The sequence below is a fragment of the Rivularia sp. UHCC 0363 genome (genome assembly GCF_034931125.1).
Classification (GTDB): domain Bacteria; phylum Cyanobacteriota; class Cyanobacteriia; order Cyanobacteriales; family Nostocaceae; genus Rivularia.
Map to the genome: position 1 here is coordinate 14,157 of NZ_JAYGHM010000043.1, position 24,098 is coordinate 38,254.

Sequence of the window (24,098 nt, forward strand, 5' to 3'; positions counted from 1 at the left end):
CTACAGAGTCAACAGCCTAGGTTAGAGGTCAAAGGTTAGAGGTCAAAGGTCAAAAATCCTAATTTTTAATTTCTAACTTCTTCTCCCACTGCTTATTTTTATCTACTCAGTTCGCTAATTTGCCCTGCAAATGGATAAGACCTGTAAAAATAAGATATGTGCCTTAATTTTTGATAAACCCTATTTATTTTTCTATTCCTATGAATCTTGTGAAAAATCCAGTTGATGAAATTCTTGATCGCGCTTTAACAGGCTATGATTTATCTCCCTCAGAAGCAATTACATTATTAAAGCAAACTCAACCAAGTGCGATCGCTGCTATTCATACAGCAGCCGATAAATTACGACGAGAACAAGCCGGAGATACTGTTACCTATATAATCAACCGCAATATTAATTTTACTAACATCTGCGAACAACACTGTAGTTTTTGTGCATTCAGGAGAGATGATGGCGATAAGGGGGCTTATTCGTTGGATTGGACGCAAATTCTCGAAAAAACTACAGATGCAGTTAAACGGGGTGCGACAGAAATCTGTATGCAAGGTGGATTGAATCCCGAAGCGCAAATAGACGGTAAATCTTTAACTTACTATCTCAAGCTGGTAGAAACTATCAAACAAGAATTTCCCCAACTACATCTTCACGCTTTTTCTCCCCAAGAAGTGCAGTTTATCGCCAGACTTGATGGATTAACTTATGCACAAGTAATAGCCGCTTTACAGGAAGCTGGTGTAGGTTCCATGCCAGGAACAGCCGCAGAAGTATTAGATGATGAAGTAAGACATATTCTTTGTCCTGAAAAAATTAACTCAGAAACTTGGTTAGAAATTGTCGGTACCGCTCATCAATTAGGATTACCTACAACCAGCACCATGTTATCGGGACATATCGAAACCCCAGAACAGCAAATAGGACATCTAGAAAAACTGCGATCGCAACAGCAAACCGCCATTAACAAAGCTTATCCGGCTCGCATCACGGAGTTTATTTTATTACCATTCGTAGGTCAAGAAGCGCCTAAACCCTTACGTCGCCGTGTTGGACGCGACCAACCAGAGTTAGATTCATCACTCCTAATTACTGCTGTAGCCCGAATTTATTTAGGAAACTGGATACCAAACCATCAACCTAGTTGGGTAAAACTGGGGATTGAAGGAGCAAAATCAGCTTTAAATTGTGGTTGTAACGATATCGGCGGTACCTTAATGGAAGAGCATATTACCACAATGGCAGGTGCGATCGGTGGTACCTGCATGGAAGTAGAAAGCCTACAAACGGCGATCGCTTCTTTAGGAAGACCTTACCAACAAAGGAATACGCTTTATGAAAAAGTGTAACGAGTTAGGAGTTAGGAGTTAGGAGTTAGAAATGATTGGGTACTGATTCAAAAATTACCAATTACCAATTACCAATTACCCATTCCCCATACTTAACGCTTCTTCAAAAACGATCCCCATGATACAAATACAGGATACGATGGACGTTGATTTAAGTATTTGTTCACAAAACCCATGCTTATGAAGCGCTATTGGTCACGTTTACTTGCCTTAGTTTTGGTTGCAGTAATTGGTTTGACTGGATGTTCTGGTAGTCCAGATAATCTAACCGGGGATTATCGGCAAGACACCCTAGCTATAGTTAATGTATTGAAGGATGCCTTAGCTTTACCTGATAATGCAGCAGATAAAGCCACAGTTCAAGCAGAAGCACGTAAAAAGATTAATGAGTTTGCAGCTCGCTATCAACGTAATACTTCTGTATCTGGTTTAAGTTCTTTTACGACTATGCGAACTGCTCTCAATTCTTTAGCCGGACATTACAGTTCCTATCCTAACCGTCCCGTACCTGAAAAGCTGAAAAACCGTTTGGAACAAGAGTTCAAACAAGTAGAAGCAGCATTGAAGCGTGGTGGTTAAATAGTTAACTGTATCCATGTATCACCTGACGGTTAGTAGTTAAGAGTTAAACAAACAACTACTAACCGTAATAATTTATTGATTTTTTTATTGAATAACTTGTAACTTGTTCCTTAGCAGAGGTAAGGAATACAGCGTTTGAAGGCTCTGCCTCTAATGTTTTAACGTGAGGCAGAGCAGAAGTGCAATATAATCCTAGTCTCTGACTGGGAACAAGATATCAACACAAAATTTGGATGAACCATTCTTCATCAACAGCATAGTTCCAGGCTCAACTTGGGAACCCGAGCATCTGTCAATAATCTCTTTTTGCAAAATAAATAGTAAAATTTAAAATCTCTGCAATCTTCTGCGGACTTAGAAATTTATATGTCCTGGGCTTTTACACTTAGAAAGCGTGGGTGTAAAAAGGTAGAGAAAATTTTTTTAGATTTATCAACACTTAAAAATTAATGAAGGTCGCGCTGCTTGACACTAAAATCAAAGTGTTATAACTACCTGTGGATGCTACGGTACTATTTACAAGCAACAAAACAAACATCTAATTGCTTTAATTTGTCCAATTGACATTTTGAAAAAAATCGAATAATGATATACGGCAACAGAAATAGGAAACTAGAAGTCTATAAAATCTAGGCTTCAAAGCTCCTATTGCAAGATTATGTAATAAAATACACGTTACCTAATAGAAGTGTATTGGGGTTGGTTACTTTTTTTTCATTTTATTAGTGTATATGTCTAAGCGTGCCTTGAATGTTGCAAAGCCAAAGTTAATTTTACAACATCTGTTAGCAGTAATTTTCAGTACCAGTCTGCTTGTTCCTTTTCTAAAAAGTCAACCAGCAAGCGCACAAGTAACCAGGTATTGCCATATATCGTCTACCGCAGCGCGAGAAAAAGAACAATTGCGTTTGTCAACACAAAAAGGCGATCGCGATGCAGAAATGCGCTATCAGCGATTAGTCAAAGAACACTCGCAAGCAGTGCAGGACTGCCGTAGACGCACCTGGCCGCAAGTCCAAGCAATCTGGTTGCGCTTGTATCCCTGCGACGTGCAAGCGGGGTCGCTGCAAAAAATTATGGATAACGTAGTTAACCAGGGTTACAACCAAGTTTATGTAGAAACTTTTTTTGATGGGCAAGTGCTGCTACCAGCAAGCACGAATAATACAGCATGGCCTTCTGTAATTCGGACTAAAGGTAAAGAAAACACCGATTTACTAGCGCAAGCCATCCAGAAAGGGCGCGAACGAGGATTAAAAGTATATGCTTGGATGTTTACTACAAATTTCGGCTATACCTACGCTCAACGTAAAGATAGAGAAGAGGCGATCGCTCGTAATGGCAAAGGTCAAACCAGCTTATATGTAGTAGATAACGGTTCTCAAGTATTTGTTGACCCCTATAATTTACAGGCGAAACGCGACTTTTACCAAATGGTGACGGAGGTAATGCGTCGTCGTCCGGATGGGGTATTATTTGATTACGTGCGTTATCCCCGTCAAGCGGGAACAGATTCCATCGCTACCAGAGTTACAGATTTATGGTTATACAGTAAATCTACTCAAGAAGCTTTATTCCAAAGAGCATTAAATAACAAAGGATTGCAGATGATTCGGCTATTCTTGAGCAAAGGTTATGTTACATCAACAGATATAGCTAAACTAGACCAAAAGTATCCCCAAGAAGGAGAACCCTTATGGCAAGGACGTACTCCACCCATACAACAAAAAGCGATTACTTCCCCCCAAGAACAACAACCACTACTACAATCAGAATTGTGGCAACTTTCCGTTGCTCATGCCATGCAGGGTATTGTAGATTTTTTAGCACTAGCTGCTTACCCGGCTCAGCAGCAAGGTGTTCCCGCAGGAGCCGTATTTTTTCCCGGTGGAAACCAAACAGTAGGAAGAGGTTACGATTCGCGCTTGCAACCTTGGGATAGATTTCCTAGTTCCTTAGAATGGCATCCCATGTCTTACGGTAAATGTGGTACCACCAACTGTATTGTTTCCCAAGTAAAGCAAGTAATAAATACAGCAAAACCAGGAACTCAGATAATTCCAGCCTTAGCTGGTGCTTGGGGTAAATCTATGAGCGGTCGTCCACCTTTAGAAGAGCAAATGCAAGATTTGAGTCAATACAAATCATCTCTCAAAGGAGTCAGCCATTTCGCTTATTCTTGGCAACATCCCCAAGATGATAACGACCGAAAATTTTGTCGGGTACGTTAACAATGTAGAGACGTAGCACTGCTACGTCTCCAGAATCTGCATTTCCCACGAATATGTCAGTTTTAGTTCTATATGATTACAATCTTTGCGGCTGCAATTTCAAATATTCAACAAAATCTAAAAGCTCTGCATTACTTAATTGTTGACGAGAACGTTTATGATATGCTTGCTGCAAATACTCTCGTCCCTGTTCCGTCGTCCAATTTAATCCTTTTAAATAATTATCGGATTGAGCAATTAAACTTTCGCGCAACTCAGCAGTTGTTAACTCAGTCACATATTGCGTTTTTTGATTAATTTTCCTACCAATATTTTGTCCTAAAGCTTGCCAGTTGATTTCTTTATATCCATCCCAACTAACACCTATAGATTTATAAGTAGCCGGATTGTAAACTTTACAAAACACGACTTTTTTATCTCCAGGTTCAACCGCGATCGTTAATGGATGCTGTAATTCTTCAGAACTCAGATTATCTAAAGATAGTAATAAACTTTTGGAAAAGTAAGAATCGCTACCCGATCGCACAACATAAGGTTTATCAGCGAGAATATGTAAATCGGTTTTTTCCGTTTCTCCAAATGAAGTTTCAACTTTCTTATTCACTTCTATTCCAGTTATTATCCCAGTCAAAGCTTTATCGTAAATAGGAATTTGTTTATTCTCTTCCGAAAGCGTATAAGCTGTTACGCATTTAATTTGTATAATACTAGCGAGCAAGATGCATGTCCTTACGGACACGCTGCGCTACCGCACTACAATGCTTTCATTTTTTCGCATTATATAATTTAGCTGCACATCAGCTTACCAACAGCAATCATTTTCTCTGCTAACAAAAATATATTGCAATCTGGGAATCGGTCCGAAGCCTAATTTAATCTCCATGTTTCCGTAAATACTTTTATTGATGATTGGAACAATCCGCTATTAACGGTCTTATATATAGATATATTTCCCTCAATAACGCGACTATCATCATTCATAATCCATACAAATAAATATTCTTGCCAATTTAGTTTATTGTAGTACATTTGCATCATTGCTAACCAAAAACATCATCTACACAAAAAATTTCAAATCAACAATAAAACAATAAATGTAGAGACGTAGCATTGCTACGTCTCCAGGAATTACCGAACCAACACAAAAAAACCGTATTAACCACCAAAAAAGTAGTTCATATCGATTTCAATATTAGTACTGGAACCAACGACAAAAACAGCGGAATCGCCGAACTTCGGGGGACCTGTAAGAATTCGAGGATTTCGGGAAAATCCGAAACCTTCTTTAGGAATACCCAAACCGTTAGTATTAAGTTTGCCATCACCATTGCTATCGTGAAACATTGCGATCGCATAAGTTCCGGCTTTTAGAGAAGGAATATTTAATTTTACGTTGCTATCTCCAAGCTTGACGCATTGTGCTTTGATAGCACGTTTATCGTTGCTAGGAAAACCGCGACTGCTAGAAAAAAGACTAAAACAAACTTGTCCTTTTTGATTTTTAAGTCCCTTAACTGTGACTCCAAGATTACTATTTGCACTACCCTCAGCACTGGGTAAAAATGCTAAATTTCCGATCATGCTTAGAAGTACAATGCCGACGTGAAACTTATTCTTCAGTAAATTCATAGAAATTGCCAACAACAAACTCTTACAGGATAAAGCAAATAATTTACTCTATAAATTTACTAGTACACAATGTTACGGCTTAATCAGTGTATTTTACAATTTGGTGTAGTTTTAACTTAATGAAAATTGCCCGCAGGTTGGAAACCTGGGGCTACAAGAACGAAGCCCGTCTGCACGGGCTATTATGGATATTTTTTTGTAGGGTGTGTGACGCTTCGACAAATTCAATACCCAATCAAAAGGCTTATAGCGTGACGCACCAATAATATTTATAAAATCAAAATTCCCATACGTGATTTGGATCGTTGAGTGCAGCGCGAACAGATGTTAAATTAGCAAGGTCTTTGAAAGGGCTAGATTTAGCTATTTCTGTAATCGAATGTAAAGCCAGAGCTAACTGTTCGTTGTCACCCGATACAAGAGCATCATCAACGACATCAAACAAAGAGCGAAAATTTTCCGCACGTTCATCAAAAGAGCGATCAAGATATGTTATTACTAAATCGCGTTGAGCGTTAATTCTAGTAATCGCCTCTTTTTCCCAAGCTTCAATATCGCGGCGTTTGGTCTTTTCTTGTTCTGCAATTGTGAGGTATTCCGTATAAGCTGAAACCATTTGTTGAAGAGATTCAGCAGGGTTTAAATTTGGCAGCCCAAAGTTTTTAATTTTCTTAAGTGACATCTTTAATAATCTCCCAGACTGCGGTATTTAGCTCGAATTCTCGCAGTAGCAGGATTAAGCTGCCCTTCGCTATTTAAAACCGGAGTTTTCATAATTTCTGAAATTGCCTTTATCAGTAGCGCTACCTCTTGAAATTTACTCTCGTCACGGTTTTGGTCAAAATACGGTAGAGATTCAAGTTCATCAAGCTCATCAGTTGCTCGCTCATTAAGAGATTTAAGTAAATATCCTAACTCGTAAATCCGCTGTCTAACTTGTTCTAAAAAATCCCCAATTGCGTCAATTTCAGCAGTTGCTTTGTTAACTTCCGCTTCATATTCTCGCGCTTTCGTTAAAGCTTTTTCTCCCTCTCCTGCAAATACAAAACCACCAATCATTAAAGCCGGACCTACTGTAATTCCACCTAATATTAATGAGCCAAGAGCCATACCACCGCCACCAGCAGCAAGTGAGCCACCACCTAACCATGCGAGAGTTGCATTTGTCGCAGCTGCACCGCTTAAACCTGAGATAGCAGTTCCCGTACTTGCTACTCCTAGTGAAGTAGCGAGACTCATTGCACCACCGTATCCTGCTGCCGCTCCTCCAACAGCTTTTATACCTCCTTGAAAAAATTGTTCAGCTTCGATTGTTGCTGTTTTATATTCGTTAATTTGTTTAACTGAAATTCCATCAAGCCCTTCTAAAAACTTCTGTTGACTTTGTTTGGTATTACCAATGTTATTCTCGATGAAGTCAATAAAACGTCTGATTGTATCTATCATGACATTCATCTGAAATTCACCATAATATTCTGCTAACTGATTAGTTTCTTCCTTTTGTGCATTCAAGTAGTAAAGTGCATCTTGATAATCTCTTTGAGCGTTTTCACCAATTTCCTTTGCTTCATCCATATCAGATAAACCTGAAATGCCTGCTCCAATACCCAAAACACCAGTAGCCAAAGCCGCAGCACCCAATATTAGTGGAATCATAAATTGCTCCCGATTAAAGTTAGTTTTTAGAAAGGGTTATTTCAAGTTTTTCTACGACGGAAAATTAACCTTATATTTAAAGTTCCCCGATTAACGGAATAACTAACCTTTTTCAAAAGCAGAAATTTAAAAGTTGAATAAAGAAATCTAGTCTACTGAAGTATTAGCGTCAAATACGATGTCTAATTATTAACTTTATTAGCATTTTGCTATGTAAAATTACCCTCTCTTCCTTTCTTTCCTCTGCGTTCTCTGCGCCTCTCTCTTGAAAAGTTGTTCATGGGGGAAACCCCCAAGACCACACTTTTCGCTGCGGTTTTTTTTTTTAATCAGTTGGTGCGTGACGCTACAAGTCTTATAACCACCAACAAAAATTATCAAAGCGTCACACACCCTACAAGAAATTAGCCCGTGAAGACGGGCTTTGTAAATGTAGCCCCAGGTTTCCAACCTGCGGGCGTTATTGCGGTTATGATTACGTTCTTTCTTCCATTTCCCCCCCACAAAAAAAAGGACAGGTTTTAATTAAACCCATCCCTTGCATCAAATCAAAATTACCATTAAACTAACTGCCAATTTCCGGCGCATTCATGGACACCGCAGGCACTTTTTGCTGAGCTAAACTCGGTACAGAATCGCGCAATCTAGCAGTTAATTGAACTGTTGTCGCGTCGTAAATCTGAGTCAAAATCTTCGGATACAAACCAATTCCGATAATTGGAATCAACAAACAAGCAACAATGAATATCTCGCGGGGTTCGGCATCTATGAGATTCTGATGAGAAACCAACTCTTTATTCTCTTCACCATAGAAAATCTCCCGCAACATTGACAGTAGATAAATTGGGGTCAAAATTACACCAACAGCCATCAAGAACACCACGAAAATTTTAAAGGTGTTGCTATAAGCATCACTAGTGGCAAAACCGACAAATATCATTAACTCTGCCACAAAACCGCTCATTCCTGGCAATGCTAAAGAAGCCATCGAACAAGTGGTAAACATGGCGAAAATTTTACCCATTTTTTGACCAACACCGCCCATTTCATCGAGCATCAACGTGTGGGTTCTATCGTAAGTCGCACCAACTAAGAAGAACAAACTTGCTCCTATTAATCCGTGAGAAACCATTTGCAATACCGCTCCACTCAAACCTAAGTCAGTGAAGCAAGCAATACCAATCAGCACAAACCCCATATGAGAAATTGAAGAGTAAGCGATTTTACGCTTCAGGTTGCGCTGAGCAAAGGATGTCAAGGCGGCGTAAATAATATTTACAACCCCCAAAATTATTAACGCTGGCGCAAAATAAGCGTGTGCATTGGGAAGCATTTGAGCATTCATCCGAATCAACGCATAACCGCCCATTTTTAACAAAATCCCCGCTAACAACATATGCACGGGGGCTGTAGCTTCACCGTGGGCATCTGGTAGCCAGGTATGTAAAGGAATGATGGGTAATTTGACAGCGTAAGCTATCAAGAAAGCTGCATACAGCCCAAGTTCCATTTTGAGAGGAAAATCTTTTGCGGCTAACGTTGCCATATCAAAGGTAACGGTATCACCGTAAAATGCCATTGCAAGGGATGCAAGCAGAATAAATAACGAACCACCTGCTGTATACAAAATAAACTTGGTGGCTGCATAATGCCGCTTTTTACCTCCCCAAATTGACAATAGGAGGTAAACCGGAATCAATTCGAGTTCCCACACTAGGAAAAACAACAGCATATCTTGAACTGCAAACACGGCTATTTGTGCGCCGTACATTGCAAGTATTAAAAAGTAGAATAGCTTGGGTTTAAAGGTGACTGGCCAAGCGGCTAAAACTGCCAGTGTGGTAATGAATCCGGTCAAAAGAATTAAGGGCATTGACAAGCCATCTGCCCCTACCGACCAATTTAAACCCAATTGGGGAACCCAAGCATAACTTTCTACTAATTGCAAATCTGGATTCGAGAAGTCGTACTGAGTGTAAAAAGCGGTAACAATCAGTGCAAAATCTATCAACCCCACTATCAGGGCAAACCAACGCACCGTTTTACCGTCTTTATCCGGGATGATAGGAACTAACAGCGATGCTGCGACGGGCAACAAAATAATCGTTGTTAGCCAAGGAAAATTAGCTGTATTCATCGAAATCGTTAGGAAAGAATAATAAATTTTGGCTATCAACTACTAGCTATTAAGTAGCAGTTTTTTTGGGATTTGGCGGTAATGTTTCGCTTGATTTAACAAAAGGGAATAGGGAATGGGGAGTAGGGAGTAGGGAATGGGGAGTAGGGAGTAGAAAATAGATTTTTGTTCTAATTAAATCCCCTTGCTATTAATTACACAAAGGTTCGCCGAAGTGTCTATGGTTCCGCAGATTTTTTTTAACTACTCCACTCTCGATCTAAGATTACCGATGTAATTTCTTTCCCTATTCCCTACTCCCTGCTCCCTACTCCCTTTGTTTCAAAAAGATGAAGGCAGGTAAACTAGTTAATCTGCCTTCATCCCCATTACTCTAATTCACAAGTAGAAACGTAACACATGACATTTCTACATCAGGTAACACCAAAGACAATCACCAAGCCCAAAACAGCCCCAAAGATAATCAGGGCATAGAATTGTGCGCGTCCGTTTTCGAGGTACTTTAGACCTTCACCGCTGACAAGGGCGGCAAGTCCTGTAAGGTTAACAGCACCATCGACAACGCGGAAGTCAACTTCCAATACTTGTCTGGCTAACCGACGCAAGCCGAGAACAAATACGCGATGGTAAATATCGTCAAAGTACCACTTATTCAGGGATAGCTTGTAAAGTGCAGGGTATTTAGCTGCAATGGCTGCTGGATCGATTTTGTGCAGTCGATACATCAAGACAGCCAAGATAATTCCCACTACGGCGATCGCAACGGAAAGCCCCGCCATCGTATAAAACTCTGTGGGGTCGAATTCCGCCGTTTTTTCCATCACTTCAGCCAATGTTTCGCTGGGTGGATAGATAAACTCCTCAAAATAGTTTGCATAAGGAGTTCCTACCAAACCAATGAGCATCGAAGGAATTGCCAAAACCACCAACGGTAAGGTCATCGTCCACGGAGACTCATGGGGTGTATCGCTGTGTCCGTGATCGTGGGAATGGTCGTCGTGGGTAGTAGATTCCAATTCTCCCTGCTTCATCGCTCCAGGGCCAAAATTGGGAGCAGTTTCTGACTCCATGAGAATTGTAGCTGCCGACTTTTTCAACTGCTGCAAAATATTCTCATCTTTGCCCTTAAATTTGCCTTCAAATGTCATGAAATACATTCTGAACATATAGAAAGCGGTAATTCCGGCAGTTAACCAGCCGACAAACCATAAAAATGGGTTAACGGCAAAGGCAGAACCAAGAATTTCATCTTTTGACCAAAAACCCGCGAAGGGTGGAATACCCGAAATTGCCAGACAACCAATTAAAAAGGTAGTTGCCGTAAATGGCATATACTTCCGCAGTCCGCCCATTACTCGCATATCCTGCGCCACAACTGGGTCATGACCGACAACTCCTTCCATTCCGTGAATTACCGAACCGGAACCGAGGAACAGCATCGCTTTAAAGTAAGCGTGGGTCATTAAATGGAAGAAACCGGCACTGTAAGCGCCTACTCCCATCGCCATCACCATATAACCAAGTTGGGAAATGGTTGAGTAAGCCAAACCTTTCTTAATGTCGTTTTGGGTTAAGGCAATTGTTGCCCCCATAAACGCCGTAAATGCTCCAACATAAGCAATTACGTTCATTGCCACCGGAACGTGTTCAAATACCGGGTACATCCTGGCAATGAGGAAAACGCCTGCTGCTACCATTGTTGCCGCGTGAATCAAGGCAGAAATGGGAGTAGGACCTTCCATCGCATCCGGGAGCCAAACGTGCAGCGGAAACTGGGCTGACTTCGCTACCGGACCTAAGAAAACCAGAATCGCGAACAGAATTGCTAAGACGTTGCTAAGAGAACCAGTTTGCACCAGTTCTGCAAGGCGATCGCCCATGATCTCGAACTCGAAGCTTCCCGTTGCCCAAAACAGTCCTAAGATGCCCAACAACAAACCAAAGTCACCAACGCGGTTGGTCACAAACGCTTTTTGGGCTGCATCTGCTGCTGACTTGCGATCGTACCAGAAGCCAACCAGCAAGTAGGAACACATTCCCACTAATTCCCAAAATATATAAATTTGTACCAGGTTTGGACTAACTACCAAACCTAGCATTGAAGAGCCAAATAAACTCAAATAGGCGTAAAACCTGACGTAGCCCGGATCATGAGCCATGTAGCCATCGGTGTATACCATCACCAACACAGCTACACTGGTTACAATTGCCAGCATCACAGCTGTCAGGTGGTCTACTGTATAGCCCATGTTCAAATGAAAGCTACCTGCTGCTGCCCATTCCAAGGTGCGCGTATAGGTCGCGTGTCCTTGAATTTGACTCCATAACAAACTAAACGACAGCCCCATTGCTGCTGCCATTAAAGAGATAATTAATACGGCGTTTAGCTGTCGTAGGCGATTAGTCACCTGATTAAACGAGATTAAGCCTAAGCCTACCAGCATCGCTCCTAAAAGCGGTAAAACTGGAATCAGCCAAGCATATTGATAGATTACTTCCATCGAGTTATGCCTACTTTTAGAATTCTCCACTAAGTTAGAACATTGCTACGAATAAGAAAAGAAATCGTTGCGACAGAGTTTTTCTCCGTCCAAGTCAATTATCTATCCGTCACGCGCCGCAATTGTCCTAGTCGGAACTGTTAATAATTGTGACACACAGAATTTAAGATAAAATACCCCACCCGATAGTATTTGGGTGGGGTTATTAAAAATAGTTTGATTTTTATTGCTAATCTTCGCCAACAATTTCACATTCGCGATCGCCGTTGCAATCTAATATTGCAGCACTTTTACAGTCAAATTCGGCTGATGCGCTTTGCTTTTAAGGAACTTTTTACCTTTTCTTAAACCGCGATTCAGTAGCCGTGCGAGCGATCGCGACAAACATATCTAAAACATTGACAAATTTTATAAACTAGTGGCTTTTAACCTCCGATCTACAGAATTGTAAGTTCGGGATGAATTTGTACAACTGTCTTTAATTTCGGATAAATCCGCAAAAAATTCTTCTCTACCTCTAAAACCTTCCAAACGCTTTCCTACGATGCCGTTTTGAATCAATAGCAAAGTTGGAAGTGTCTTTAATCGATAAGTAGTAGACAGTTTAAAATTATCATCGGCATTAACTTCGACTAACTTAAGTTCTTCGCCACACTGAGATTTAAATTGCAATAATAAAGGCTTAATGACGCGGCACAAGCCACACCAAGGTGCTCCAAAATTGACTAAAACTGGAACTTGGGATTCTAAAACTTCTTTTGTAAATGTCCGTTCACTAACCGACAACACCATGATGCCTCTCGAACTATAAGGTTTTCATCTCATCAAACTAGTCATAATCGCGCCCGCTGTTTGTTGTCAGCAGCTATTTCCATGACTTTCTTTTCTACTGTCCCAAAGGAATGTTACTTGCCTTGAGGTCACGTCTATTTTTATTTCCTTCAAGACCAGGGTGATAATCCATTGTATGACGGTTTGCAAGACTCGTTAAGGCATTAGCTAACATCGCATTTGTTATGTAGTTCTGACAAAAAATAGCTCTTTTCTAATTTCGATCAAAGCTGCCGTGATTGACTATAACCTCCGCACCCGTTGGTCGGATAAATTGTTAAATACAGTAGCTATTACTATTTAATCTCCAATTTGCCAAAAAAACACCCCATAACAAGATACTTGTTTGAAATTATCCTACATTGAATTGGTAGCAAATGATCGGTCTCAAAACTGCAATATTTTCGCGTCTCAATGCAGATTGCGTAAGTCTTTGGGCAAATAATAATCTACCATTGTACCCTACTAGTTAAGCTCATTAAAAAGGGGTGAGACCACCAAAATAAAAGTACAACTACTGCAACTCCAAGATAAGCGGGACGAAAAAATTCTTCAAATTTGAGAGATTGACGACCATCGAAAATTGCGGCAAAAGGAATAACACTAGTGCGTTGCTTGGCTTTTTCAAAAGTTTCGCCGTAACGCGAATGCAAACGGCGATCGCCATGCCAAACAGCGAACAAATGGTGCAATACTAAGCCAATTGAAGTGAATAGTGTAAAGGTAGTACCGATCCACAAAGTATGAGCAACGCACCAAATTACTTGTCCTACCATTTGCGGATGGCGGGTAATACGAATAATTCCGGTTTCGTAAAGGTGAACTTCAGGCTTGGAGATAGCAGCAACTTCCAGTAGATTAAATGTGGCAGGATATAAAAATACAAAAGAAATTGCCGATAAGACCCAAACAAGTGTCTGTATCCCAGGCACATTTTGTACTTGCCATAACTGCAAGCCATCATAACGATGGTTAAAAAAGTAAACAATTAATATTACAGCTAACACCAAGCTGACAAGTGCAAATAAAACTCGGTAAAGCCTTGCTCCAATTCGTTTTTCTGCTTTTTCGCGTAGGGCTGCTCCTCCACTGTGAGCAATTGCAAAAATCAATAATAACCCCAACATGACAAAATGAGTGGAGGTGAACCAACTTGGCATAAGCACAATAGTATACATAGATAAAGTCAGAACACAGAAGATTAAATTCAGTACAACCAATACCACAAAGTTATGCGGAGGAGGATTTTGGTCAAGATGTTGTGCTACTGTCTTTTCGGGTAATACCTCTAATTTAATACGCATTGTGTTTTATTCCATGCCTAGTAAAAAAAGCGATGAAAGCCCGAATGTTGCCAAAACTGCTCCTTTCAATTTTGTGGGTTGAGCCTTATGTCTGACCTTCCTTTTACTTTAGATCAGTTACGCATACTCAAAGCAATTGCCGCAGAGGGGAGTTTCAAGCGTGCTGCTGACAGCCTCTATGTCTCCCAACCAGCCGTAAGTTTGCAAGTGCAAAACCTAGAAAGACAGTTGGATGTGCCTTTATTCGACCGTGGAGGTCGTCGGGCGCAGTTGACTGAAGCTGGACACTTACTTTTGAGCTATGGGGAAAAAATTCTTAGTCTGTGTCAAGAAACTTGTCGCGCTATTGAGGATTTACAGAATCTTCAAGGGGGTACTTTAATTGTGGGTGCTTCTCAAACAACGGGGACTTATCTTTTGCCTCGCATGATTGGAATGTTCCGACAAAAATATCCAGATGTGGCGGTGCAATTACACGTTCATTCTACTCGTCGCACTGCCTGGAGCGTAGTCAACGGACAAGTTGATTTGGCGATTATCGGCGGTGAAATTCCTGGAGAATTAACGGATTCATTGGAGAAAATTCCTTATGCTGAAGATGAGTTGGCATTAATTTTACCCGCAAATCATCCATTCGCCAAACTTGAAGCGATTCAAAAAGAAGACCTATACAAATTGCAATTTATTGCCCTAGATTCGCAATCGACTATTCGTAAAGTTATAGACCAAGTGCTGACACGCCACGACATCGACACGCGGCGCTTAAAAATTGAAATGGAACTCAATTCCATTGAAGCGATTAAAAATGCCGTACAGTCCTGTTTGGGTGCTGCTTTTGTCTCAACTAGCGCGATCGCTAAAGAGTTACAAATGGGGATTATTCACTTTACTCCGATTAATAATGTGGTTGTTAAGCGGACGCTGTGGTTGATTTTTAATCCCAATCGCTACAAGTCCAAAGCTGCCGAAGCTTTTAGTCGAGAAATACTGCCTCAGTTTGCCGCACCTGGGTGGCATATAGATATGTTAAAATCATCACATACAATTGCAGTAAATGGGTTAGAAGTGCAGGCATCTAACTTTAATGATAGCTAGAGTGATGTCAACATACTTTTGTCACAATTACAAAGTGCGAACATTTATCGCCGCCTTTGGTAAAACCTGCATTAATTACACATTGATCGATTATTTTCCCTTGTTAAGCTGAGGAAATCATGTGTAAATATTGATGTCAGATTAGTTAAGTAAGATTTCACTCTCCTGGTTTCTCCTGTAAAGACGCTCTCGCCGCACATAAAGGTGAACGCGAACGACAGGACAGAAACCGACACTGCTGAGTAGTCTCACTATTTTATTCCCTGACAAATTGCTCATGATTTATGACCAACAATGGAAATTTACTGCACTCGTCCCCGGTGTTCGCGTCCGCAGAATCACTTCGTCGATCTAGATGACAACGCAACTCTCAGAACGGCACAGCAGAAATACTGTAGCGCTTGTGGGATGCCTTTAATTTTAGCCGGTCGTTATTTACCAATAAAGCTGCTTGGAAGAGGGGGATTCGGAGCAGCATTTTTATCGCGCGATCGCTATACTCCAGGAATGCGGCAATGTGTGGTCAAACAGTTTCTACCAGCAGGAAATTTGAGTTCAACTCAACTAAAACTAGCTCAAGACTTATTTGAAAGAGAAGCGGTAGTTTTAGAGGAAATTGGCTCGCAACACGACCAAATTCCTAACTTATTTGCTTTTTTCCCCATAATAGTTCCCGGCTTAAAAGCAAATGAGCAGGAGCAATTTTTTTATCTGGTACAGGAATATATTGATGGAGACAACTTAGAAGAAGAATTAGCTCGCAAGGGCAAATTCTCAGAATCAGAAGTATTGTTCCTGCTGCATTCAATTCTCCCAGTACTGCAATTCGTCCACGATAAAGGTATTATCCACCGAGACATTAAACCTTCTAATATAATGCGCCATCGCAACGGTAAGCTTTTCTTACTGGATTTTGGCGCTGTCAAGCAAGTAACAAACAGCCCTAGCGGGTCTAGTAATTCTTCTACCGGAATTTATTCTTTAGGATTTGCACCACCAGAACAAATGTCTGGAGGAAAAGTATTTCCTTCTACAGATTTATACGCTTTGGCTGTAACTGCTGTTTTACTGTTGACCGGACAAAAGGATGTGACCGAGCTATTTGATGCTTACAGCAATCAGTTGCAATGGCAAAATAAGGTAAGCGTTAGTTCTCATCTTGCACAAATTTTAGATAAAATGCTCCAGAGTGCGCCCAATCAACGTTTTCAATCAGCACAAGATGTTTTACAAGCTATTGATTCCACGCAGTCAATACCCGATACTTCACTTAATTACAATCAGCCACAAGTAATATCTCAACCATCACCTGCACCACTGCCAAAACCATCAGCGCCTCGCAGTACATCTGTATCGCAATTCTCTACACTGGAATTATTAGCTGGTTCCGCATTTAGTGGGTTTGAAGGTGCTTTAATTTGCATCGCATTTTTTAGCTTATTTAAATTACCGAGCATTACTCTTGTTGCTTCAGCCGTTGTTCTAGGAATATTAATCTTTGTTCAAACCAAACGATGGATTGAAAAGTGGGATTTAGTAATTATTCCCGCAATCACATTATTAATTATCTTTTTTATTCCTTTGTTACGAGGTGAGCAAAGCATTCAAAATATAGTTATTTTATCAATAGCCGCAAGCTTAATTACGGTCGCTCTCACCTCGCTATTTCGTCTTATTTATAGAATCTTATCTTTGCTTCTGTAACTAATTTTTAAAAATTATTAAGTTTCAATTAATTGTATCCGCTCAACTGTTAATTAAATATTAATCTTTCTTAAATAAATGATTAAGTAACGACATATGGCTTAAAAAAATATTTGCAACTTATACTCTTGAATAGCGAAACTTTACCGGGATATATTGTTATTGGCTAAAATGTTGTATTTTAATACGATTAACTAAAATTATTAACTACAACTATATTTAGTCAGTCGCTTTTAAATCTAGACAAAGCTGATTTTTTTCATTTATTGCATGGTAATTAGGCTTTGATGCTAATAGCGATAAAACCAAAAATCAATACGCGGAATCTATGTCACAAAAAAACGAGACGGCGGTTTTAGTCCTAACCTTAGTAATTACACTTGGTTTAGTAGGTGGAGTATATTGGTGGTTGGCTAGAAGCTATGATATTAGACTCGGTTCTATCAGCAATAATCAATCTCAGCCACAATCTCAGTCAAATCTGCAATCTGTAAATCAAACTTTTGCTTCCGTAGAAAAAGTTCCTTCGGGATTATTTAGCTATGGGGGTAGCACTACATGGGCCCCAATTCGAGCAGAAGTTGACTCTGAGATCGAAACGGCTTTACCTAAATTCCAACTCCGCTATACAAATCCAACTACGGGTAATCCAGGTTCTGGTACCGGGATTATGATGCTATTAAACAATCAGTTAGCTTTTTCGCAATCTTCGCGAGCTGTTAAAGATAAGGAATATCAACAAGCACAGCAACGAGGTTTTAAACTCCAAGAAATTCCGGTTGCTATCGATGGTATTGCGATCGCTGTTAATCCTAATTTAAATATTCCAGGGCTTACATTAGGTCAACTTAAAGATATTTACACTGGCAAAATAACTAATTGGCAAGAAGTTGGCGGAGAAAATTTAACAATTAGACCTTATTCTCGCCGTTTAGCAGAAGGGGGTACTGTTGAATTTTTTGATGAAAATATCTTAGATAGTGAAAAATTTGGTAGCAATATCGAATTCGTTGCTAATACAACTGAAGCTTTAAGAAATGTGGCGAAAAATAATGGGGGTATTTACTATGCTTCTGCACCTGAAGTAGTTGGGCAGTGTGGTGTTAAACCTTTACCAATAGGGGGAACATCTAATAAATTTGTTCCCCCCTATCAAGAACCATTTATTCAGCCTTCTAATTGTCCGCAACAGCGCAACCAACTAAATGCTGAAGCCTTTAAAAGTGGCGAATATCCAATTACTCGGCGGCTCTTTGTAGTTGTCAAGAAAAACGGTCAAATTGACGAACAAGCCGGAGAGACTTACGCTAAGTTGCTACTTACAGATCAAGGTCAAAAATTAATTTCTAAAGCAGGATTTGTCAGAATTAATTAATGTCTAATCATTAAAAGCTAAGTAGGTTGGCAGAAATAAATCAAGCTATGTAACAGAATGTAAATTAAGCTCTCAAAGAGAAGACGCTTGCGCGTCAACAAAACCCGAACCCTATTCCTTATTCCCTTTTCATAACTGTGATTTTTAACGCTGACCTACTTGATAGTTGGAAAGCATTTGCTATTAGCTATTATTTACTTATTGGAAATAAAAAATAAAAAATAAAAAATTAAATTTATTATGTCACAGAAAAACGAAGCGCCAATTCTTGTTTTATCTTTATTAATTACAACTGGACTTATAGCCGGTGGATGGTGGTGGTTTAATCGGAACAGTAGCTTTAATTTAAATTCTGTTATTAAACCTCAACAGAGCCAACCGAATTCTAGTACGTCAAATACGCCCACAGCACCCCCTGTTGCAACATCACAAAACGGTACAAATTTTGCTTCTGTCGAAAACGTCCCTACGGGATTGTTTAATTACGGAGGAAGTACCTCTTGGGCCCCTATTAGAGAATCAGTTGACAAAGAAATTCAAGCAGCACGAAAAGATTTTCGCTTGCGCTACGTGCAGCCGTTAAGTGGTAGTACTGGTTCGACTACTGGCATTCAAATGCTAATTGATGGTCAGTTAGCGTTTGCTCAGTCTTCGAGACCAATAGAAGATACAGAATTAACCCGTGCGAAGCAACGCGGGTTTACTCTCCAACAAATTCCCGTAGCTATTGACGGGCTAGCAGTAGCTGTTAACCCTAATATAAATGTTCGGGGACTAACCATAGACCAGTTACGGTCAATTTACACTGGGAAAATAACTAATTGGAACCAGCTAGGTGGTGCCAATATACCAATTAAGGCTTATTCTCGCGGTGTAAGTGATGGCGGTACAGTTGAACTATTCGTTCAAGATGTCCTAGGCGGTCAACCGATGGCTTCAACGGTGGAGTTTGTCTCTACCACCACCCAAGCCCTACGGAAAGTACAATTAAGCCCCGGCGGCATTTATTACGCTTCTGCCCCAGAAGTCGTTCCTCAATGTTCAATCAAACCCTTGCCGTTGGGGCGAACGCAAGGGAAATATGTTGCTCCTTACCAAGAACCATTCGTCCTCCCTTCGGAATGTCCTCGGTTACGCAACAAATTGAACATTGAGGCTTTTCAATCTGGTGATTACCCGATTACGCGCAATCTGTTTGTGGTGGTCAAACAAAATGAGCAAATCGAACAACAAGCAGGTGTTGCTTATGCCAACTTTTTAACCACTAAGCAGGGACAGGAATTAATCACCCAAGCTGGGTTTGTAGGAATTCGCTGACTCATACTGTAGCTGTTTTAGCTGACTCTACTAATTGATTCTGCTGGCAAGCAAATTAGATTATCCCCTTGAGTAAGGATTAAGCCGCGCTGACGTAACTTACCCATTAAGCGAGTTACGGTAACGCGAGTTGAACCAATTGCACTACCAATTTGGGCGTGGGTGAGGGGGAAGGGCAGACAATAGCCACGAATTACTTCGGGGTCATTTTCGCTCATCGCTGGTTCTCCATATTCCTCAATTAATAATGTGAGAAATCCTAAGAGTCGGTCAATGGTGCGTCGTTGTCCTAAAGCACTCAACCACAGCAGTTTACGCTGGTGCTGATATCTAAAGGCATCCATAACTTCGCGGCGAAAATGAGGCCAATTATCTAAATCATGCCAGTACATCCACAACACTGCTGTTTGATCGACGTGAGCGTATGACTGCAACGTAAAAGGCGATTGAGCAACAATTTCAAACGGCTGTCCCGCACCAACAAAACCTAAGAATGCTTCTTCAGGAGTTCTGTTAATCCGGCGAGACGTTAATTGAGAAGCAGTGGCACTCACTTGAGCGGTTCCCACCATGCGGATCGCACCCCTTTGCACCAAATACAGCAATCCAGGTCTAGCTGGAATTCGCTCATCTTTGCTAAAGGTACGGCAGCGATAGTGTTCTTGAGCCCAATCAAGAATCCGTTGCCAGGTTAAAAATGGACGTGATGCCTCAGAAAAAGAGGATTGAGATTGCATAGGTAACAAAGAGCGTTCTGCTGAAGACAAAGACGACATAAAAAGGTGCAAGGAGTGTCTTTGTGAATGGCCTGCTTAGGCTTGAAACCGTCTGGCCAGCTATCCAAAAGGTAGAAAGCCGAAGCTCCTACTCTTTTGTTATACTTCTTACTGTACAATGTTTGTAGTAAAGTTTACCCAGAATTCACTAAATTTTATGCAATTCTAATATTCTTTGACCAAATATAAAGTTATGCCCTAAGACAGATGACATAAAATCAATGTTTCTGGGTTTACAGTGCTGTCATCAGTATATTGTGTGAGTAAAAAGCTACTTGTAAGCAAAAATACAGCAATAATCCAGCTAATATACGGTCAATTGACTAGAGCGGTGAGTATTTATGCTCAGTCAGAAGAAATGGAATATACAGAAAAAAAAGATATTCCTCTATCAAAAGGCAAAAGTGATATTAAAATTTCTTATGTATCGGGAGTTGCGCTGCATCTAGCAAAATCTCATAATTCACAGCCTTTTTTGATCGCTAGCTCAATTAGTTCTTATTTATCAGCAAGCTGGAGCGGAGATTTAGTAGTAAAAGTTTTACCTCCTGGACTGATATATATACAAGTCAGTGACTTGGTTTTAGCGGTTTGGCTGCAATATTTTATTGATCGCCACAGCAAAGAAATTGATCTTGGGTCTTTGAATAGAGTCGTTACATCCGAACCCTCTGAGTTATTTTCTCTTCAATATGTTCACGCACGTTGCTGTTCTTTGTTAAGACTGGCTCAACAAGAGAAATTAATTGACTGTAACGAATTTTCATCTGAATCGATACCTTGGCTTGACACTCACGCAAGACTTCGTTTGAATCATCAAGCTGAACGTTGCTTGATTGGTAGTTTGGTGAAACTAGTAGATGAGTTAGAGCCAGCCATTACTCGTCCCGTCAAATGGCAAAGACCAGCGCTTGACTTGGTTCGAGCTTTTGAAAGTTTTTGGTCTGCTTGTCGCATTTGTGGTGACGTAAATTCGACTGCACCAGAGTTAGCTATTGCTAGGATCGGATTGGTTATGGCAACTAGGTCAGTATTAAAGTTTTTATTAGAAGAAAAATTAGGTATATCAGCTTGCTGGGAATTATAAGTTGGGAATTGGTAATTGCGAATTGAATTACGCCATTACTGAAAAATATAAATACTTTTGTAACAACTATTGACTAATTAAAGGACTTCAAGTATATTATCAATTGTGTGAGGAGCGAACCAGTAAGGACACCGAGACGAAACACGGCCAGTCGTCGGTGTCCTTTCTGATTTAAATATTATTTGTTCGCTGCTAGTTTTTGGACGGGTAAAGATACCCATCTGAAAAAATCTATTTAACTAAGAATTTTTCAATTGCTGCGGCTACTCCATCTTGCTCTACATTAGGAGCTACCCAGTTAGCTATAGATTGAACTCGATCTGGTGCGTTACCCATTGCGACACCGATACCGGCATATTCGAGCATTTCGACATCGTTAAAGTTGTCTCCAACAGTCATTACGTTAGTTCTTTGCAGTCCTAATAATTCTTCAGCCAGATAACGTACCGCAGCTCCCTTATTTACCGAAGGATTAGTTGCTTCAAAAAAAGTGGCTACGGATTTAGTTAAATACAGTTCTGCGGGGGTGTATTGCAGTCGCAAATTACCGAGCAGTTGATCGATAACTTCGGTGTCTTCACACAAAGCGAGTATTTTTGTCGGTTCGTTGTTTAAACAAGAACGTAAATCTCCGACAGGAATTGGTGTAATTCCAGAACGTTGTCCGTAGATTTGCGTTTCTGGAGTCAATTCTCGGACGTAAAGCTGGTCATTTATATAAAAATGGACAGATAAAAGTTGACGTAGTTCTGGTTGTTCAAAATAGTCCAACAGCTTTAAAGCTAGTTCTTTGGGAACCGACAAATTCTGGTGAACTTTTTGGGAAACTGGATCTTGAATCCAAGCCCCTTGATAGGCTATTAACGGTAGCTTAGAGCCAATTTTCTCGTGGAAGCGCAAAGCCGAACAATACATTCTACCAGTTGCGATCGCAACTTGAATTCCTTTGGCTTGGACTGCATTAACTGCTGCGATCACGCGATCGCTAATCTTGTTAGATTTTCCTGCTATAGTACCATCGATATCTAAAACTAGTAGTTTAATGTCTTGGACGACTGTATTCCCCATGCGATTAGATTCCAGTTCCAATTAATATGCTTAAGTTCCAGTTAGAGCGTAACAGTTGAGGTGCAAATAATTTTATTTTTATTTATTTTTATATTTTTATTTTAAGACAAATCGCTGCGTCAAAGTACAAATGTGAAAGCCACCAATGTTTAAGTTTAACAAGGATGGCTTTTACATAAATATTATTATATATTGGTATTTTTTTGGTTATTTTACCGTCATGGAAGTTGCTATTGCGAAATTGCCTTGTTAGATTTGCGACGACGGACAAAGGCTAATGCTGCGACGGAACCTAACCCAATTACAGTTCCAGGTTCGGGTACAGTTTTCACTGAAGATTTTCTAGCAATTACTTTAAAATCTGGACCGTTAAATTTGCTGGTTGCTGAGAGTTGAATTCCACTTAAGCTAGTAACTCCTAATTGGGCCAGACTGACTCCCCAAGAACCGACTTCTTGACTCTTACCAATTTCCTTTGTATCTATTTTAAAACCGGCATCTTGTTGTTGTTTTCTGAGTAACGTAATCGCATTACCGATAATATTTCCTGTACTATCGATAGCTTGAACCATCAAGTCGCTGTTCATACCTCGTTCCCAGAAAAACAAGCTATCTAAGCCTGAATTATCTTCTTTAATAAGACTATCGAAAAATACATTAATATTAAATGAACCAGTATCTTCGCCATCAATAATATTGTTCAAGTTGCTGTTACCTAAAAATTTAGCAATTTCTACAGCATCGGGGTCTTCTTTTGTAATTACAGGAGTAGTAGCTTTATCGCCGCTATCGGTGCTGGCTGCGCCGCTATTTGCGTCCTTAGTTCTCGGTGTATTTTTGTTAATTACAGCTTTATTAACAAAGGAAAATTGAGTAATTGTCTGGTCTTTTTGTTGGATAGATTCTAATAAAATATCTTTTTTGGCATCAGTCTTTTGGTTTATGTTAGTTGTGAAATTTGCAGCTTGAGCGGAATTAGAAACAAATAAAACGGTGCTAACTGTTAAACCGATAGAAGTCACTAATTGATTAAATTTCATTGAATTCCCTTCTTTTTAAAACTAACTTTTGTTAAAAGCAATTTGTATTGCGCTTATGTTTAAATTATGCTCAATCGGTTGTTGAAAAGACATCCGCAAACATCCCGATTAAAAGGTAAAGTTTAGGGATGCAAAAAGGGGTTATTTTTATGTTTATCTATGAAGCTAAGAACAATTAACAAGTCAATCTCGTTTTAGCAGTTGGTTTCATAACTCATACCTATGAAACAGCAGGATAAATTAGATAAAGATTGGATGAATTTTTATGATTGGAATTTGCCGATCGCGATCGCAATTTATCCACGAAAATGTGACTAGTAGTGCGTTTCATTAATTCTGAAGGGTAATAAATTCGTAGTGCGAGCTTCTAGCTCGCTCGTTGCTTCTAGCTTGCTGGTGGCTTCTAGCTCGCTCGTTGCTTCTAG

The 24,098-nt window shown here is 40.1% G+C and carries 19 protein-coding genes; 8 read left to right on the top strand and 11 right to left on the bottom strand.

Annotation, left to right across the window (positions count from 1 at the left end; translation table 11 throughout):
- Window positions 1-200 precede the first annotated feature (200 nt).
- The 3 genes from cofH (at window position 201) to VB797_RS22240 (ending at window position 4,153) form a co-directional block, all read left to right on the top strand.
- Window positions 201-1,340, top strand: a complete 1,140-nt coding sequence (cofH, locus tag VB797_RS22230) for a 7,8-didemethyl-8-hydroxy-5-deazariboflavin synthase subunit CofH (protein WP_323239918.1) — start codon at window positions 201-203, stop codon at window positions 1,338-1,340.
- A 174-nt stretch (window positions 1,341-1,514) separates the two neighbouring features.
- Window positions 1,515-1,919 (top strand): photosystem II protein Psb27, encoded by a 405-nt coding sequence (gene psb27, locus VB797_RS22235; protein ID WP_323239919.1) that lies wholly within the window; start codon window positions 1,515-1,517, stop codon window positions 1,917-1,919.
- A 734-nt stretch (window positions 1,920-2,653) separates the two neighbouring features.
- Window positions 2,654-4,153, top strand: a complete 1,500-nt coding sequence (locus tag VB797_RS22240; protein ID WP_323239920.1) for a family 10 glycosylhydrolase — start codon at window positions 2,654-2,656, stop codon at window positions 4,151-4,153.
- A 76-nt stretch (window positions 4,154-4,229) separates the two neighbouring features.
- On the opposite strand, the gene VB797_RS22245 is transcribed toward VB797_RS22240, so the two are convergent.
- The 8 genes from VB797_RS22245 to VB797_RS22280 form a co-directional block, all read right to left on the bottom strand.
- Window positions 4,230-4,871, bottom strand: coding sequence for a hypothetical protein (locus tag VB797_RS22245; protein WP_323239921.1), 642 nt, complete (start codon window positions 4,869-4,871; stop codon window positions 4,230-4,232).
- Window positions 4,872-5,308: 437 nt separating this feature from the next.
- On the bottom strand, window positions 5,309-5,782 hold the full coding sequence (locus VB797_RS22250; protein WP_323239922.1) for a DUF2141 domain-containing protein: 474 nt from the start codon (window positions 5,780-5,782) through the stop codon (window positions 5,309-5,311).
- 277 nt (window positions 5,783-6,059) lie between these two features.
- Complete coding sequence (locus tag VB797_RS22255) at window positions 6,060-6,464, bottom strand: hypothetical protein (protein WP_323239923.1); 405 nt, start codon at window positions 6,462-6,464, stop codon at window positions 6,060-6,062.
- 2 nt (window positions 6,465-6,466) lie between these two features.
- Complete coding sequence (locus tag VB797_RS22260) at window positions 6,467-7,438, bottom strand: hypothetical protein (RefSeq protein WP_323239924.1); 972 nt, start codon at window positions 7,436-7,438, stop codon at window positions 6,467-6,469.
- A 565-nt stretch (window positions 7,439-8,003) separates the two neighbouring features.
- Window positions 8,004-9,575 (bottom strand): photosynthetic/respiratory NAD(P)H-quinone oxidoreductase subunit D1, encoded by a 1,572-nt coding sequence (gene ndhD1, locus VB797_RS22265; protein ID WP_323239925.1) that lies wholly within the window; start codon window positions 9,573-9,575, stop codon window positions 8,004-8,006.
- A gap of 413 nt (window positions 9,576-9,988) precedes the next feature.
- Entirely contained in the window at window positions 9,989-12,076 is a 2,088-nt protein-coding gene (locus tag VB797_RS22270; protein WP_323239926.1) for an NAD(P)H-quinone oxidoreductase subunit 5, read from the bottom strand.
- A 408-nt stretch (window positions 12,077-12,484) separates the two neighbouring features.
- Complete coding sequence (locus VB797_RS22275; protein ID WP_323239927.1) at window positions 12,485-12,868, bottom strand: thioredoxin family protein; 384 nt, start codon at window positions 12,866-12,868, stop codon at window positions 12,485-12,487.
- Between the two features lie 488 nt (window positions 12,869-13,356).
- Complete coding sequence (locus tag VB797_RS22280) at window positions 13,357-14,085, bottom strand: NnrU family protein (protein WP_416350897.1); 729 nt, start codon at window positions 14,083-14,085, stop codon at window positions 13,357-13,359.
- A gap of 213 nt (window positions 14,086-14,298) precedes the next feature.
- Between VB797_RS22280 and VB797_RS22285 the strand changes: the two genes are divergently transcribed.
- From VB797_RS22285 to VB797_RS22300, 4 genes are all read left to right on the top strand, one after another.
- Window positions 14,299-15,306 (top strand): LysR family transcriptional regulator, encoded by a 1,008-nt coding sequence (locus VB797_RS22285; RefSeq protein ID WP_323239928.1) that lies wholly within the window; start codon window positions 14,299-14,301, stop codon window positions 15,304-15,306.
- A gap of 294 nt (window positions 15,307-15,600) precedes the next feature.
- Window positions 15,601-17,010: a serine/threonine-protein kinase gene (locus VB797_RS22290; RefSeq protein WP_323239929.1), complete on the top strand. Its 1,410-nt coding sequence runs from the start codon at window positions 15,601-15,603 to the stop codon at window positions 17,008-17,010.
- A gap of 328 nt (window positions 17,011-17,338) precedes the next feature.
- Complete coding sequence (locus tag VB797_RS22295) at window positions 17,339-18,385, top strand: PstS family phosphate ABC transporter substrate-binding protein (RefSeq protein ID WP_323239930.1); 1,047 nt, start codon at window positions 17,339-17,341, stop codon at window positions 18,383-18,385.
- 240 nt (window positions 18,386-18,625) lie between these two features.
- A complete protein-coding gene (locus VB797_RS22300) occupies window positions 18,626-19,702 on the top strand; it encodes a PstS family phosphate ABC transporter substrate-binding protein (RefSeq protein ID WP_323239931.1) in 1,077 nt (358 codons plus the stop codon).
- Between the two features lie 17 nt (window positions 19,703-19,719).
- Here VB797_RS22300 and VB797_RS22305 read toward each other — a convergent pair whose 3' ends face one another.
- The gene (locus VB797_RS22305) at window positions 19,720-20,478 is read right to left on the bottom strand and encodes a Crp/Fnr family transcriptional regulator (protein ID WP_323239932.1); all 759 of its coding nucleotides are present in this window, start codon (window positions 20,476-20,478) and stop codon (window positions 19,720-19,722) included.
- Window positions 20,479-20,737: 259 nt separating this feature from the next.
- Here VB797_RS22305 and VB797_RS22310 point away from each other — a divergent pair, with 259 nt between their 5' ends.
- Window positions 20,738-21,565, top strand: coding sequence for a DALR anticodon-binding domain-containing protein (locus VB797_RS22310; RefSeq protein ID WP_323239933.1), 828 nt, complete (start codon window positions 20,738-20,740; stop codon window positions 21,563-21,565).
- Window positions 21,566-21,796: 231 nt separating this feature from the next.
- Here the strand turns inward: VB797_RS22310 and VB797_RS22315 are convergent, their stop codons facing one another.
- Both VB797_RS22315 and VB797_RS22320 read right to left on the bottom strand, forming a co-directional pair.
- A complete protein-coding gene (locus tag VB797_RS22315; RefSeq protein WP_323239934.1) occupies window positions 21,797-22,633 on the bottom strand; it encodes a Cof-type HAD-IIB family hydrolase in 837 nt (278 codons plus the stop codon).
- A gap of 230 nt (window positions 22,634-22,863) precedes the next feature.
- The gene (locus VB797_RS22320; RefSeq protein ID WP_323239935.1) at window positions 22,864-23,673 is read right to left on the bottom strand and encodes an exosortase-dependent surface protein XDP2; all 810 of its coding nucleotides are present in this window, start codon (window positions 23,671-23,673) and stop codon (window positions 22,864-22,866) included.
- Between the last annotated feature and the right edge of the window lie 425 nt (window positions 23,674-24,098).